Origin of the sequence: Mesorhizobium sp. WSM4311, assembly GCF_002295115.1 — a bacterium.
In the GTDB taxonomy this organism is placed as follows: Bacteria; Pseudomonadota; Alphaproteobacteria; order Rhizobiales; family Rhizobiaceae; genus Mesorhizobium.
Genome location: NZ_NSFV01000007.1, coordinates 284,515 through 297,999, shown reverse-complemented (window position 1 = coordinate 297,999; position 13,485 = coordinate 284,515). Strand labels below are relative to the sequence as shown.

The 13,485-nt window shown below is 64.3% G+C and carries 15 protein-coding genes and 1 tRNA gene; 8 read left to right on the top strand and 8 right to left on the bottom strand.

The genetic code is table 11. The features are described from left to right. Positions 1–165 precede the first annotated feature (165 nt). Positions 166–417 (top strand): hypothetical protein, encoded by a 252-nt coding sequence (locus tag CK226_RS20640; RefSeq protein ID WP_063170774.1) that lies wholly within the window; start codon positions 166–168, stop codon positions 415–417. After that, positions 414–1,649, top strand: coding sequence for a tyrosine-type recombinase/integrase (locus CK226_RS20635; protein ID WP_245437790.1), 1,236 nt, complete (start codon positions 414–416; stop codon positions 1,647–1,649). Before CK226_RS20640 ends, CK226_RS20635 begins: the two co-directional genes overlap by 4 nt. A gap of 21 nt (positions 1,650–1,670) precedes the next feature. Here the strand turns inward: CK226_RS20635 and CK226_RS20630 are convergent. Beyond that, a tRNA-Ile gene (locus tag CK226_RS20630) sits at positions 1,671–1,746 on the bottom strand. 134 nt (positions 1,747–1,880) lie between these two features. On the opposite strand from CK226_RS20630, the gene CK226_RS20625 reads away from it, so the two are divergent. Further along, complete coding sequence (locus tag CK226_RS20625; RefSeq protein ID WP_095792895.1) at positions 1,881–2,591, top strand: SIMPL domain-containing protein; 711 nt, start codon at positions 1,881–1,883, stop codon at positions 2,589–2,591. Positions 2,592–2,862: 271 nt separating this feature from the next. On the opposite strand, the gene CK226_RS20620 is transcribed toward CK226_RS20625, so the two are convergent. After that, on the bottom strand, positions 2,863–3,249 hold the full coding sequence (locus tag CK226_RS20620) for a hypothetical protein (RefSeq protein WP_095789166.1): 387 nt from the start codon (positions 3,247–3,249) through the stop codon (positions 2,863–2,865). Between the two features lie 205 nt (positions 3,250–3,454). Further along, a complete protein-coding gene (locus CK226_RS20615) occupies positions 3,455–3,901 on the bottom strand; it encodes a YcgN family cysteine cluster protein (RefSeq protein WP_095773677.1) in 447 nt (148 codons plus the stop codon). Positions 3,902–4,099: 198 nt separating this feature from the next. Between CK226_RS20615 and CK226_RS20610 the strand changes: the two genes are divergently transcribed. Continuing rightward, positions 4,100–6,442 (top strand): OmpA family protein, encoded by a 2,343-nt coding sequence (locus CK226_RS20610; RefSeq protein ID WP_095792894.1) that lies wholly within the window; start codon positions 4,100–4,102, stop codon positions 6,440–6,442. A 647-nt stretch (positions 6,443–7,089) separates the two neighbouring features. On the opposite strand, the gene CK226_RS20600 is transcribed toward CK226_RS20610, so the two are convergent. Next, on the bottom strand, positions 7,090–7,956 hold the full coding sequence (locus CK226_RS20600) for an NAD(P)-dependent oxidoreductase (RefSeq protein WP_095792893.1): 867 nt from the start codon (positions 7,954–7,956) through the stop codon (positions 7,090–7,092). 177 nt (positions 7,957–8,133) lie between these two features. On the opposite strand from CK226_RS20600, the gene CK226_RS20595 reads away from it, so the two are divergent. After that, the gene (locus CK226_RS20595) at positions 8,134–8,400 is read left to right on the top strand and encodes a type II toxin-antitoxin system VapB family antitoxin (RefSeq protein ID WP_095773734.1); all 267 of its coding nucleotides are present in this window, start codon (positions 8,134–8,136) and stop codon (positions 8,398–8,400) included. After that, the gene (locus CK226_RS20590; protein ID WP_095792892.1) at positions 8,397–8,786 is read left to right on the top strand and encodes a type II toxin-antitoxin system VapC family toxin; all 390 of its coding nucleotides are present in this window, start codon (positions 8,397–8,399) and stop codon (positions 8,784–8,786) included. The genes CK226_RS20595 and CK226_RS20590 overlap by 4 nt, the downstream gene beginning before the upstream one ends. 7 nt (positions 8,787–8,793) lie before the next feature. Here CK226_RS20590 and CK226_RS20585 read toward each other — a convergent pair whose 3' ends face one another. Together CK226_RS20585 and CK226_RS20580 are read right to left on the bottom strand one after the other, a co-directional pair. Next, a complete protein-coding gene (locus CK226_RS20585; RefSeq protein WP_095792891.1) occupies positions 8,794–9,429 on the bottom strand; it encodes a helix-turn-helix transcriptional regulator in 636 nt (211 codons plus the stop codon). An 8-nt stretch (positions 9,430–9,437) separates the two neighbouring features. Then, positions 9,438–10,310, bottom strand: a complete 873-nt coding sequence (locus CK226_RS20580) for a S1C family serine protease (protein ID WP_095792890.1) — start codon at positions 10,308–10,310, stop codon at positions 9,438–9,440. A 168-nt stretch (positions 10,311–10,478) separates the two neighbouring features. Between CK226_RS20580 and CK226_RS20575 the strand changes: the two genes are divergently transcribed. Next, on the top strand, positions 10,479–11,429 hold the full coding sequence (locus CK226_RS20575) for a trypsin-like peptidase domain-containing protein (protein WP_095792889.1): 951 nt from the start codon (positions 10,479–10,481) through the stop codon (positions 11,427–11,429). 3 nt (positions 11,430–11,432) lie between these two features. Here the strand turns inward: CK226_RS20575 and CK226_RS20570 are convergent, their stop codons facing one another. Continuing rightward, the gene (locus CK226_RS20570) at positions 11,433–11,858 is read right to left on the bottom strand and encodes a VOC family protein (protein ID WP_095792888.1); all 426 of its coding nucleotides are present in this window, start codon (positions 11,856–11,858) and stop codon (positions 11,433–11,435) included. A gap of 66 nt (positions 11,859–11,924) precedes the next feature. Between CK226_RS20570 and CK226_RS20565 the strand changes: the two genes are divergently transcribed. Further along, entirely contained in the window at positions 11,925–12,554 is a 630-nt protein-coding gene (locus CK226_RS20565) for a TetR/AcrR family transcriptional regulator (protein WP_095773668.1), read from the top strand. Here the strand turns inward: CK226_RS20565 and CK226_RS20560 are convergent. Next, positions 12,484–13,443, bottom strand: coding sequence for a LysR family transcriptional regulator (locus CK226_RS20560; RefSeq protein ID WP_095792887.1), 960 nt, complete (start codon positions 13,441–13,443; stop codon positions 12,484–12,486). The two genes, CK226_RS20565 and CK226_RS20560, sit on opposite strands and share 71 nt — an antisense overlap. Positions 13,444–13,485 lie beyond the last annotated feature (42 nt).

The following is a 13,485-nucleotide window of genomic DNA, read 5'->3' as shown; positions in this document are numbered from 1 at the left end:
CAGCCGCGGTCTGCTATCCTATTTTCACGCCGCTACCGCCGTTTGCCGCATTGGCCGGACAGATCCATTCCAGGCATTGCAAGGAAAGGGTAGCGTGATTGTCTTAGGTGAATGCTCCACTGTCGCGGAACTCAGCCCGCGAGGCGATGTGCAGCGAGAAAAGCAATGAAACGCGCACTTGGCGGGCTCCTGCTGTTCGGCATTAATCGAGAACAGGCAGCGGTCGCTATCGGCGTCAGTCCAACGACGTTCGACCAGATGGTCGCGGATGGCCGTATGCCACAACCGCGGATGCCCAGCAAAGAGCGCTATGTCTGGGACGTGGAGGAACTGGCAGAGGCATTCGGGCGGCTACCACACCGCAACAGCAAACTTGACGGCGTGTCCTCCAGCGATAATCCTTGGGATCGCAGATGATGGACGTGGCGAGCACCATGGTGAAATTCAATCTGAAAGGCGTTGTCGAAGACAGGGATCGGCACGGCAATATCCGGCTGTACTTCCGCGCACCGGGAAGAAGAAAGATCCGTCTGCGAGAAAAGCCAGGTTCAGCCGAGTTCCACGAAGAAGTGCGCTGCGCGCGAGATGGCGTTCCTTATGCTTCGGCTCAGAATGTGGTCAGGCCTGTAGTGAGGCCAGTGGCCCCTGGGGGCAGTCTGATGTGGCTTTGCCAAGAATATTTCCGGCGCGGTGGCGCAGAGGTCGGCGAAGGCACGATGCTTCGACGACGAACAATACTCGAAGGCGTTTGCAAACTGCCTCACCCGCTGAGCGGGCCAGTCAATCCGGACTTCTCGACGAAGGGTTCATTACCATACGCGGCCATGAAGCGGGCTCACGTCAAGGAGCTCCGTGATACCCGGTCAGACGCCCCGGGGGCAGCCAACAATATTACAAAAGCCATTAGCGCGATGTTCGCTTGGGCCAAGGATGCCGAGATGGTCGAGGTCAATCCGGCAAACGGAATAAAGCGCCTGACTTCGGGCAATGGCGAAGGTTTCCACTCATGGGAAGTGTCGGAGATCGTCCAGTATGAGAAACGGCATGCGCGCGGCACCATGGCTCGTATGGCGCTGGCGATTTTCATGTTCACAGGTTTGCGACTGTCCGATGCAGCAATCTTCGGCAGACAACACATTACCCAGGTTCGCAACAAGGATACCGGGATTTGGGAGAAGTGGATCAGGATCAAGCCTGGCAAGACCGACAAGAGCAAGGTGCGCAAGGAAGCGATTGTCGTCGAACTGCCTCTGCTCCCAGAACTCGAGGATGAACTTTCCGTCGCCCCGGCCGGCAACCTGACATTCCTCGTCACCGAGTATGGTCGGCCTTTCTCGGAAAACGGCCTTGGTAACAAGATGCGCCAATGGTGCGATGAAGCGGGGCTCCCGGGCTGCAGCGCCCACGGGGTCCGCAAGGCAGGCGCCACCGTTGCCGCAGAAAACGGTGCCACGCATGAACAGCTGAAGGCGATTTACGGCTGGACGACGTATCAGCAGCCCGATCATTACATCCGCAAGGCACGCCGCCGGATAGTGGCGCAGTCTGCCCGGACGCTTCTGGTATTCGATCGAAACGAGAACGAAAATGTCCTACTTTTGGAGGGGGTGGAAGAGAGTGGGACAAAAAAGTACAGAAAACCCAATTAAATCAACGGCAGCGAAAGCCAATGGTGGGCCCGGAGGGACTCGAACCCCCAACCAAGCGGTTATGAGCCGCCGGCTCTAACCATTGAGCTACAGGCCCCACGCGGGATGGATTAGTGTTTTTCGCTTTCCGGCACAAGGCTTTCCCGACGGGCTTTCGCGGATCGCCCAAATCACCCCATAATCGCGCTCTACGCGACCTGTGCGACTGGATCGCAGACCAAGGAGATTTTCATGACCAGACATCTTTTGCCCCTCGCGCTCGCCGCTGCAATCGCTTTTCCGGCGATGGCTGGAGCCGCCGATTCGCCGACGCCCGCCCGCATCATTGTTTCGGGTGAAGGCGAAGCGACCATTCCTCCCGACCTGGCTTTGCTGTCGCTCAGCGTGATGCGCGAAGCCAAGACGGCGCGTGCCGCCCTCGATGCCAACAACGACGCCATGGCCGCCGTGATCGCTGCGATGAAGGCGGCGGGCATCAAGGATCGCGACCTGCAGACGGCGGGCATCCAGATCAACCCGCGCTACAACTACACCAACAAACCCGACGGGAGCCAGGAAGCCGAGTTCGTCGCCTACCAGGTGACCAACACGCTTTCGGTGCGCGTGCGCGACATCGACAAGACAGGCGAGATCCTCGACAAGGCTGTTTCGCTCGGCGTCAACCAGGGCGGCGGCATCGCCTTCACCAATGACGATCCGGCGGCCACCGTCACCGAAGCGCGCAAGAAAGCGGTGGCCGACGCCATGGCCAAGGCCAAGACGCTTGCCGCGGCGGCCGGCGTCAGCCTCGGCAAGGTGCTCGAGATCACGGATCAGAACATCAGGCCGGCACCGATGCCGATCAACGCCAAGGCTTTCGACGCCGCGGCAGGCGCGACGCCGGTGCAGGCCGGCGAGAACGCCTATAACGTCCAGGTGACCGTCACCTTCGAACTGAACTAACCAGCTTCGACAATCCATGGCGGGGCTCTTCGCCCAGCCATGGATTGTCCGCCGGCGCGCATGAAAAACCCCGCGGGATCGTTCCCGCGGGGCTTTTTCGAGCCGCGCCCGCCCGATGGGACAGGGGCTCCGCTAGTCCAGGCTCATCTTCGAAGAAGATGATGCCTCCAGACCGACCTTCGCAGAAGGTCGTGTCTCCAGACTGCCCCCCCTAGGGGTCATGTCTCCAGGCTCATCTTCGAAGAAGAGGATGCCGCTCCGATTTGCAGCCTCAGCGATAGATAACCGGGCAACCGCGTTGGTTGGCGAACACGATGACGACGCGGTCGCCGTCCTGGCGGCCCATGACCTTGACCACGCGGCGGTTGACGTCGACGATGCGGGCTCGGTAGAGGCCCATGCGCTCCGCCTTGTCGAGGGCGCGATCCGGCGAACAGCCGCGGCGCCAGCCGTCGCGGCGCCAATCGTCACCCCGCCAGTCGTCGCGGCGCTCATCGCGGCGATGCCGATAGCCGTCGTCGCCGGTGTAGACGCCGAAGCGCGGATCCTGGTTGTTGCCGAAGCCGAGATAGAGGCTGTCGGCATGGGCAGGAATGGCCGTCAGCGCGCCGAGGCCGACCAGGGCCGAGAGGGCTGCCGTTTTCACCGTGTTGAACATGGTCTTCTCTCCTTGTTGCGGGCTTGTGCCCGTCCTCTTGAAAGCGATGATGGGAGAATGCGCCAGCCTGGCTGAACTGTTTACGAACCCGGCGTTCATCTGCGGTTCATGTGGCGGGAAAAGGAAATCGTCGCCAGGTTTCGGACAATGCGCGCCCAAAAATTCCTGCTCGTGTTCCTTGTCGGGAGCCGTATTGAGGCGGACCTCAAGGCTCGTCGTCGAGCATATAGTCAAAATAATCTTCGGGCTCGGCTAGATCGGTTTCGCTCGCCTTGACCCGGCCGCGCATCGAGATGCCGGCCTCATGCACGGTCTCCGCACTGCCCGACACCAGCCGGTGCCACCAATAGAGGTCGCGACCCTCGGCCACCAGCCGGTAGGCGCAGGTGCTTGGCAGCCAGCTGATGGTACGCACATTCTGCGGCGTCAGCCCGACGCAATCGGGGACGCGCGCCAGCCGGTTGGCGTAGTCTGAACAGCGGCAGGTCTGCGCGTCGAACAGCCGGCAGCCGACACTGGTCCAGTAGATCTCGCCGGTATCCTCGTCCTCGAGCTTCGACAGGCAGCATTTACCGCAGCCATCGCACAGCGATTCCCACTCGGCCGGGCTCATCTGCTCCAGCGTCTTTGTTTTCCAGAACGGCGTTTTCATTTTGGGGATGTGGCCCCAGCCGCCGCCGAGGTCAAGCGCGACGACGGTTGAAATGCGGCCGCAACCCGCCCGAATGACATGAAGTTGCCTTCAAAAGGCCGGCCAATCGCCCTGTACGGTGTCTATCCCCGCCAAACCGGAACCAATCGGGCTAAGATCGGTTTCGGCAAGGATGGGACCCCACAAGGAGAGTTTTCGATGAAACGCCAACCATGGATTCTGGCAGGCACCGCACTTGGCCTGTTGATGGCATCCGCGCCGTTGGGCGCGTTCCCGCTTCAGGGAAGTGCCTCGTTCGGCCCCATGCAAGGTGGTGGAACGCCGCTGATCCTGGCACAGGACGCACCGACCGACGAGGCGCAGCCGGCCGACCAGGAGCAGCCGCGCAAGAAGAAGCGCGATCAGCAGGCCCGACAGGCGCCGGCCGAGCAGGCAGCCCCGGCCGCCGAACAGCCTGCTCCACCCGCCGAGGAGCAGCAGCCCCGCAAGAAGAAGCACGAACAGCAGCAGCAGACCGAGCAGGCGCCGGCCGAGCAGGCGGCACCCGCCGAAGAGCAACAGCCGCGCAGGAAGAAGCGCGATCAGCAGCAACAGGCCGAGCAGGCGCCGGCCGAACAGGCGGCACCCGTCGAAGAGCAGCAGCCGCGCAGGAAGAAGCGCGACCAGCAGCAGCAGACCGAGCAGGCGCCGGCCGAACAGGCGGCACCCGTCGAAGAGCAGCAGCCGCGCAGGAAGAAGCGCGACCAGCAGCAGCAGACCGAACAGGCGCCGGCTGAACAGGCGGCCCCCGCCGAAGAGCAGCAGCCGCGCAGGAAGAAGCGCGACCAGCAGCAGCAGACCGAACAGGCACCGGCCGAACAGGCGGCACCCGCCGAAGATCAGCAGCCGCGCAAGAAGAAGCGCGACCAACAGCAGACCGAGCAGGCGCCGGCCGAACAGGCTCCGGCTGGTGAGACACAGCCCGCCAACGACAACCAGCCAATCAAGCCCGGCAGGAAACACAAGCAGGATCAGCAGAAGGAGGCGCCTGCTGCCCCTGCAGTGACGCCGGAAGCCGCCCCTGCGCCGAAAGAAGCTCCGGCCGGCGAAGCAGTGACGCCGAAGGTTGAACCCGCGCCTGCCGGCGAACAGCCGGTCCAGGGCGAGCAGCCCCAGGACAAGACAAAGAAGCACGGCAGGAAGCCGGCGGGCGAACAGCCCGCGAATGGCGAGCAGCCGGCGACAGGCGAACAGCCGCAGACCGGCAAGCAGCCCGCGACGGGCGAGCAACCGGCCAATGGCGTGAAGCCGGCAACCGGTGAACAGCCCGCCAATGGCAACGCGGCCGCGCCTGCCCAGGGCGAAAACCCCGTGCAGGGCGAAGCGCCCGCCGACAAGAACGCTGCGCCCATCCTCGACAGCCAGAAGGATGCCCAGCGCAAGGGCGGCGGCCGCAAGCATGGCGACCAGAACGGCCAGCAGAATGGCGAACAGCAGAATGGTGGCCAGAACGCCCAGCAAGGCGGCGACCAGGGCCAGAAGCCGGCGGTCGCTCCTGTCGACCAGGGCCCGCCTCCAACCGACGACAAGTCAGCCCAGCAAGCGATCAAGCCTGAAACGCTCGTCCCGGTAACGGAAGAGAAGGGCAAGCGCCTCGACCGGGCCCCCGACGAGAACATCCGCGACCGCCGTCGTCCCAAGGGCGTCGACGTGCTCAAGGAGATCGGCGACCGCGTCATCATCCAGCTCGGCGGCCAGACGATCGTGCAGAGCAATGAGGGCTCGCGGATGAACCGCGGCGCCAAGGACGTCTATTACGAGGATCTGTCGCAGGGCCGTACACGCGAGACGGTCCAGCGCGACAATGGCGTCCAGATCGTCACCATCCGCAACCGTTACGGCGATGTCATCCAGCGTTCGCGCATCACGCCGGATGGGCGCGAATATGTGCTGAGCTATGTCGACGAGCGGGACTATCAGGATGAGGGCGACTGGCGCGATCCCGGCGACGACCTGCCGCCGATGCGGCTGACCATCCCGCGCCGCGATTACATCCTGGATTCGGAGGATGTCGAGAGTCCCGACGACTACTACACCTTCCTCGACCAGCCGCCGGTGGAGAGGGTCCAGCGTCTCTATTCGATCGACGAGGTCAAGCGTTCGGCCCGCGTGCGCGACATTGCACGCCGCGTCGACCTCGACACGCTGAACTTCGAATTCGGCTCCTCCTCGATCTCCGACACCGAGGTGCAAAAGCTCGAGGGCGTCGCTAGCGCCATGGAGAAACTGCTGAAGAAGAACCCGGCCGAGACCTTCCTGATCGAGGGCCACACCGACGCCGTCGGCACGCCGGAAGCGAACCTTGCTCTGTCGGACCGCCGCGCCGAAGCGGTTGCCGAAGCGCTGACCAATGCCTTTGGCATCCCGCCGGAGAACCTGACGACGCAAGGCTATGGCGAGCAGTATCTGAAGGTCAACACCTCGGCGCCCAACCGCGAGAACCGGCGTGTCGCCATCCGCCGCATCACCTCGCTGGTGGCACCGGTCGCCAGCAACAATTAGGTCATGATTTCAAAACCATGACCTGGCTTGCGGACTCAATGCGAAAAGCACCCATCCCCGGCTCGATCGGGGATGGGAAAGGCTCGGGTCCAGCCCCCGGGCTCAAGAAGATTTGTACCGGCATCGGAAGCCGCTCATTGAATCACAGGCTTGCTGACCCCAGATTCAGGGCTGGGCGTTCCCTGCCCCGTCCCGACTCCAGCGGGACGTATTGAGCCCCGCCGGCCCTCTCCGGCGGGGTTTTTTGCTTTGGATCCATCTTGCAAAGAGCGACGGCCTGGTCTGACCATCATCCACCTCGCCTTCGTCGTCTCGGCGCTGATGCTGGCCTATATCGATCGGCTTATGGGTCTGAGCAAAGGCAAGAAGGGCAAGGCAGGCTGACCCTCGTCACAGACTGGCCAAGGTGGCCCCGACTTCGTCATCCTAGGGCGGAGCAGCCGCGTAGCGGCGTCGCGAAGACCCTAGGATCCATTCCGTGCTCTCGGCCGTAGAGTGCGGCGGCGCAGAATTCTGCACCGTGGCGACACGCCAGAGTCCCGGCATGGATTCTGGGGCCTGCGCCGCGTCGCTTCGCTCCTTGCTTCGCCCCAGAATGACGAAACTGTTGGAGCCAATCTCGAAGTGATGTGTCCTGCGTTGACGAGCTAGTAGATGCTCTTGATCTTGCTGTCCGTGCGGGCGAACACCTCGTCGGGCACGAAAAAATCGCCTGCCAGCGGTCCGGCCGCGCCGGGCGCATAGATCGAAAAGTCGCCGACGCCCTCGGCGCGCAGCACTTCTTCGTCGATGTAGAAATTGCCGGATGCCTCGCGCGACGGCCGCATGAAGATGGCGTGCGCGGCGTCGGCCATGATGTCGGGCGAACGGCTCATCGCCGCGACCGTCGCACCGCCGAGCAGGTTGCGCACCGCCGCCGTGTCGATGGTCGAGATCGGCCACAGCGAATTGACCGCGATGCCGTCCTTGGCGAACTCCGCGCTCATCCCCAGCGTGCACATCGACATGCCGAACTTGGCCATGGTGTAGGCGACATGGTTCTTGAACCACTTGGCCTTCATGTCGAGCGGCGGCGCCAGATTCAGGATGTGAGGATTATCGGCTAACTTCAGGTGTGGAATGCACATTTTGGAGACCAGGAAGGTGCCGCGCGTGTTGATCTGATGCATCAGGTCGTAGCGCTTCATGTCGGTCTCCAGCGTGCCGGTGAGCTGGATGGCGCTGGCATTGTTGACGCAGATATCGATGCCGCCGAATTTCTCCACCGTCTTTGCAACAGCCTCGGCCACCTGCGCCTCCTCGCGGATGTCGCACAGCACAGGCAGCGCCTTGCCGCCGGCGTGCTCGATCTCCTGCGCCGCGCTGTAGATCGTGCCCGGCAGCTTGGGATGCGGTTCGGCGGTCTTGGCGGCGATCGTCACATTGGCGCCGTCGCGCGCCGCCCGCAGCGCGATCGCCAGCCCGATGCCGCGCGACCCGCCGGAGATGAACAGCGTCTTTCCCTTGAGCGACATTTATCCTCCGCTTCCCTGATATCTCTTCGTCCGCGCGATCCTTGCCCGTGCCGCTGCCGGATACAAGGGCCTGGGGTGCCGTCGGATGGTGACGTTGGGGAGGCTTCGTTCGCTGCCGGCCTGTTGGACTTTCGCGATCGGTCCCTATATCTTCTATACAGAGAGGTGGAATATATAATGGCTCTATCGATCAAGAACATGGAAGTCGAGCAACTGGCGCGCGAGCTTGCCCGCCGCCGTCGGATCTCGGTGACGGAAGCGATCCGCCAGAGCCTCGAGCGTGAGGTGGCGCGCGAGCGGCTGGTGCCACGCGACAAGGGCGATGATCTTTTCCGGCGCTTGATGGCGATCTCTGACAGCGCCGGCCAGATCCCAAAACGCGAAAACGCTATGACTGAGGACGAGATTCTCGGTTACGATGAGCTCGGAATCCCGACGCGATGATTATCGATTCATCCGCGCTTGTCGCTGTTCTGCGCGCCGAACCAGGTCACGACCAATTTGTCCAGGCTATCACCAGTGCCCAGAGAAGGCTTATTGCCTCTCCAACCCTGTTGGAGACAACGATGGTGCTTGTTGGAGGTTGGCAGGACGAGATTGCCGATCTTCTCGATGCTTTCCTTCGCGTTGCCTCGATCGAGACAATCTCGTTCACGGCCGACCATGCAGCCGTGGCCCGTCAGGCCTTCCTGCGCTACGGGAAGGGTCGGCATCCGGCCGCGCTCAATTTCGGCGATTGCATCGCTTATGCCGTAGCCCGGCTCGAGGCCATGCCGCTACTGTTCAAAAGCAATGATTTCCGCCTGACAGATATCGAGGCGGCGGTTTGATCTGCAGCTAAACCAGCACCAGCCCCTGCCGCATCGCAATCGCAATGGCATCGGTGCGGTTGGCCGCCCCCAGCTTGATCAGGATCGCCGCGACGTGGAATTTCGCCGTGTGCACGGAAATGTTGAGCCGCCGCGCGATCACCTTGTTGGGCGCGCCTTCGGCGAGCAGCGCCAGCACTTCGGCCTCGCGCGGCGACAGCGCTGGCCGGGTGGCATGCTCGTCCAGGACGTCATCCTCGAACGGCTCGCTTTCGCCCGTATGGAAATCCTCATGGTGTCCGCTTCTGCCCTCGCCCGTGACGCGATAGCCGGCCGCCGCCAGCCGCGCCGCCGCGGCGATCAGCAGATCGTCGGCGCCCGCCGGAATGACCGCAAACACCTCACCGGCGGGCCGCCCGCCGCCGGTGCGTCCTGACAGCAATACGCGCGGTGTGGAGGCCGGCACGGCATCTCCGCTCCTGTCATCGATGATGGCGACATCGGCCCTGCCGCCGCCGGCCGCCACCGGCAGCAGGTCGTCGCTGGCGGCAAGCGTGGCGGCCAGGCGCTCCGCGCGCGCGGCATCGCCAAGCGCAATCAGCACCACCAGTTGCCGCGAAGCGGCCCTGTTGCTCACGATCCGGTCGCCGGCGAGCGTTTCCATCAATCCTCTCAGCTCAGCGGCTTTTCGCCGATGGTCAATGTCACGTCGCGCTGTTCACCGCCACGCACCACGCCAAGCGTCACGGAAGCACCGGCGCTGTCAGGGCCGAGCCGACGGATCAGGTCGCGCGGGCCGTGCACGGCCTCGCCGTTCCACGCCACGACGATGTCGCCCAGCGACAGGCCGGCGGCCTTGGCCGGACCGGCGTCGTCGAGGCTCATCACCATCGCGCCATGGGCGTCGCGGTCGCGCACCGGATGGAGGCCCGCGCCGAGATAGCCGCGCGCGACATGGCCCTTTTCACGCAATGTCGCCACTGCCCGCTCGATCGTCTCATAGGGCATGACCAGCGCACGCCCGCGCGGCCCGAACAACAGCATGCCGATCAGCGCGCCCTTGGCGTCCAGCACCGGGCCGCCCTCGAAGCGGCCGCCGGCGCCGACAGCCAGATGGATGCGCCTGTCGATCGTGCCGCCGCGCATCGAGCGCCAGGCCGGCCCGACTTCACCGACCGAGCCCGACACCGCCAGCGCCGAGCCCTGGCTGTTGCCGATGGCGATGGCAATGTTGCCCGGCCGAACGGCATCGGCCCTGGCAAGGATAGGCACGCCGGCCGCATCCGCGGGCTTCAACAGGGCAACGCCCGTCGACGGGTCGCGGCCGACCAGTTCGGCCTTCACCGTCCCGCCAGAGGCCAGCGTCAGCTCGATCTCCTCGCCGGCCTCGACAGCCTCCTCGGCGGTGACGAAATAGCCGTCGCTCCAGTGGAAGGCGCTTGCCGTGCGATGGTGGTGGGTGGCGAAGCTCGCCATTGCTGGCGCCGCCTTGGCGGCGAGGTCGGCAACGGCTTGCGAAAATGCATTCAAATTGAAATCGCTCATGGATGTCTCCTGGGGTTCGTCATGTCCCAGATATCGCCCGACGGCGCCCCTGGAGGTACTCGCCTGACGGCTAGTTGGCGGTTTGACTGGCCATCTGGTCAGGTCGCGGCCGTTCCAGCCGCTCCGCACATATAGTCACGATCAAGCCTGAAAACACGGAGCCCATCCATGGCCCTCGCCATCGCCAATTTCCAAACCGATGACACGCTGCTCGACGCCTATTCCATGACGGTCGCGGACGCGGTCGACCGCATCGGCCCGGCCGTCTGCCGCATCGAGCGCATTGGCGGCCAGGGCGGCCATGGTTCCGGCTTCGTCATCGCGCCGGACGGGCTGGTCGTCACCAATTTCCATGTCGTCGGCGACGCCAGGACGGTGCGCGTGTCGATGCCCGACGGCGCCTCACGCGAGGGTCGCGTGCTCGGCCGCGATCCCGACACCGATATCGCGCTGGTGCGCGCCGATGGCAGCTTCACTGACGTCGCGCCGCTCGGCGATTCCAAGCGGCTGCGTCGCGGCCAGATCGCCATCGCCATCGGCAATCCGCTCGGCTTCGAATGGACGGTCACCTCGGGTGTCGTCTCGGCGCTCGGCCGCTCGATGCGCGCTTCGACCGGCCGGCTGATCGACGACGTCATCCAGACCGATGCCGCGCTCAATCCCGGCAATTCCGGCGGCCCGCTGGTGTCGTCGGCCGGCGAGGTCATCGGCGTCAACACCGCCATGATCCACGGCGCGCAAGGCATTGCCTTCGCGGTCGCCTCCAACACCGCCAATTTCGTCATTTCGGAGATCATCCGCTTCGGCCGCGTGCGGCGCGCCTTCATCGGCGTCTCCGCCGACACCACCAATCTGCCGCGCCGCGCGGCGCTGTTGTCGCAAGTGTCGACCAGCACGGCCGTGCGGCTGCGCAGCGTCGAAAAGAACGGCCCGGCGGCCAAGGCAGGGCTGAAGGAAGGCGACATCATCGCCGCGATCGACGGCCGCCCGGTCACCGGCGTCGACGACCTCGTGCGCATGCTCGACGCCGAGCGCATCGGCCGCGAGACGCTGTGCACGGTGGTACGCCGCACCGGCGTCAGCCAGGTGGCGGTAACGCCTGTGGCAAGGGCGGGCTGAGGCTCAAACCCCCGCCGCGCCCTGCGCGTACTGCGCCAGGAACGCCTCGCTGGGCGGGATCGGCTTGATGACATCGATCAGCACGCCGTTGGGGTCCCTGGCGATGAAATGGCGCTGGCCGAAGGGCTCGTCGCGCAGCGTTCGCAGGATCGACAGGCCGGCGGCGAGGATCCGCTCATAGACCGCATCGGGGTCGCGTACCTCGAAATTGATCAGCAGGCCGCAGGTGCGCCCCCGCCCCTCTTGCGGGATCGTCTCGTGGTCGCCCTGGACGATGCCGAGATTGACGCGTTTGCTGTCCACCGATTGCAGGTGCACATACCAGTCGCTTTCGAACAGCGGCCGGAAGCCGAAATGCTCGACATAGAAGGCCGCCGTCCCGGCGACGTCGCCGGTCATCAGCACCGGATAACAGCTCGTGGTCTTCATCTTTCCTTCTCCGTGGACATAACATACAGTCTGCATGTAAATCGAATTAACATACAGGCTGCATGTATGCAACAGGAATCCACGCGCCGTTCCAATCGCGACCGCACCGAGGCGACGCGCGCCGATTTGATCGCGGCGGCGCGAAAACTGTTCACGGAAAAATCCTATGCCGAGACCGGCACGCCGGAGATCGTCACCGCGGCCGGCGTGACGCGCGGCGCGCTCTACCATCACTTCGCCGATAAACAGGCGCTGTTCGCCGCCGTGGTCGATCAGGAGGCACAGGCGGTGGCGCAGGAGATCGAGCGCGCGTCGCCATCCTCGCTCGAAGCCCGCGATGCGCTCATCGCTGGATCCGACGCCTATCTCGACGCCATGCGCGCGCCCGGCCGCACGCGGCTGCTGCTGCTTGATGGCCCCGCCGTGCTTGGCCGCGCCGCCATGGATGCGATCGACAACCGCCACGGCAACCGCTCGCTGCGCGAGGGCCTGGTCGCGGCGATGCGGGCCAACACGATGACGAGATTGCCGGTGGATGCACTAACCGCGCTGCTCGCCTCCGCCTTCGACCGCGCCGCGCTGGCCATCGAGGCCGGCGCTTCGGCGCAGGATTACCGCGCCGTGCTCATGGCGCTGATTGATGGATTGTCTCCGGCGCTTCCTCGTCAGGCACCTCGCCCGGCTCGAACTCGTTGAAGCAGCCGAGTTCGCTTTTGAACCGTTCGATCAGCCAGGCGGCGGCCGGCTTCGGGCTGCGATCGTTGCGGTGCATGGCAAACAATGGCGAACTGATTTCCTCGTAGGGTTCGAGATCAAGTTCCACCAGGCGGCCGGTGGCCAGGTCGTCGGCGATCAGCCAGCGCGGCAGCCCACCCCAGCCCAGCCCCTCGCGCATCAGCGTATGCTTGGTGCGCATGTCCGAAAGCCGCCAGGTGCGGTAGGCAAAGACGCCGTAGTCGCGCCCCTTGGTGCGTTCGGACTGATCGGTGACGACAAGTTGCGTGTGCTCGCGCACATCCTCGATCTTCACCGGCTTCGGCAGCAGCGCCAGGGGATGGCTGGGTGCCGCCGCCGGCATCATCGACATGAAGCCGATGCGCACGAGATGGACGTCGACCTTGCCCAGCAGGCCGCCAATGCCGAGATCCGCCTGTCCATTGACGACATGGTCGGGGATCAATCCAAGCGAGCCTATATGCAGGCGCAGCATCACGGTCGGAAACTGTGCCTCGAACGCCTTCAGCACCCGCACCAGCACGGGCGAAGGCAACGTCGCATCGACCGACAGCGCCACTTCGGCCTCCAGCCCATGATGATGGCCATCGACGCGCGAACGCATACGCTGCAGCACGCCGATCATGCGCCTTGCATCCTCCAGCATCGCCCGGCCGATCTCGGTCAGTTGCGGCTCGCGCGTGCCCTCGCGTTCGAACAGCTTCAGCCCCAGCTGTGCCTCGAGATTGGCGATGCCATAACTGATGACGGATTGCGCCCGGTTGAGCTTGCGGCCGGCGGCCGAGAAACTCCCGCTATCGGCGACGGCAACGAATATCTGAAGCTGGTCGAGTGTTGGATTGGGCTGCATCGTTGTATCTATTTTGTGGATGGATCGTATATAAAATATACC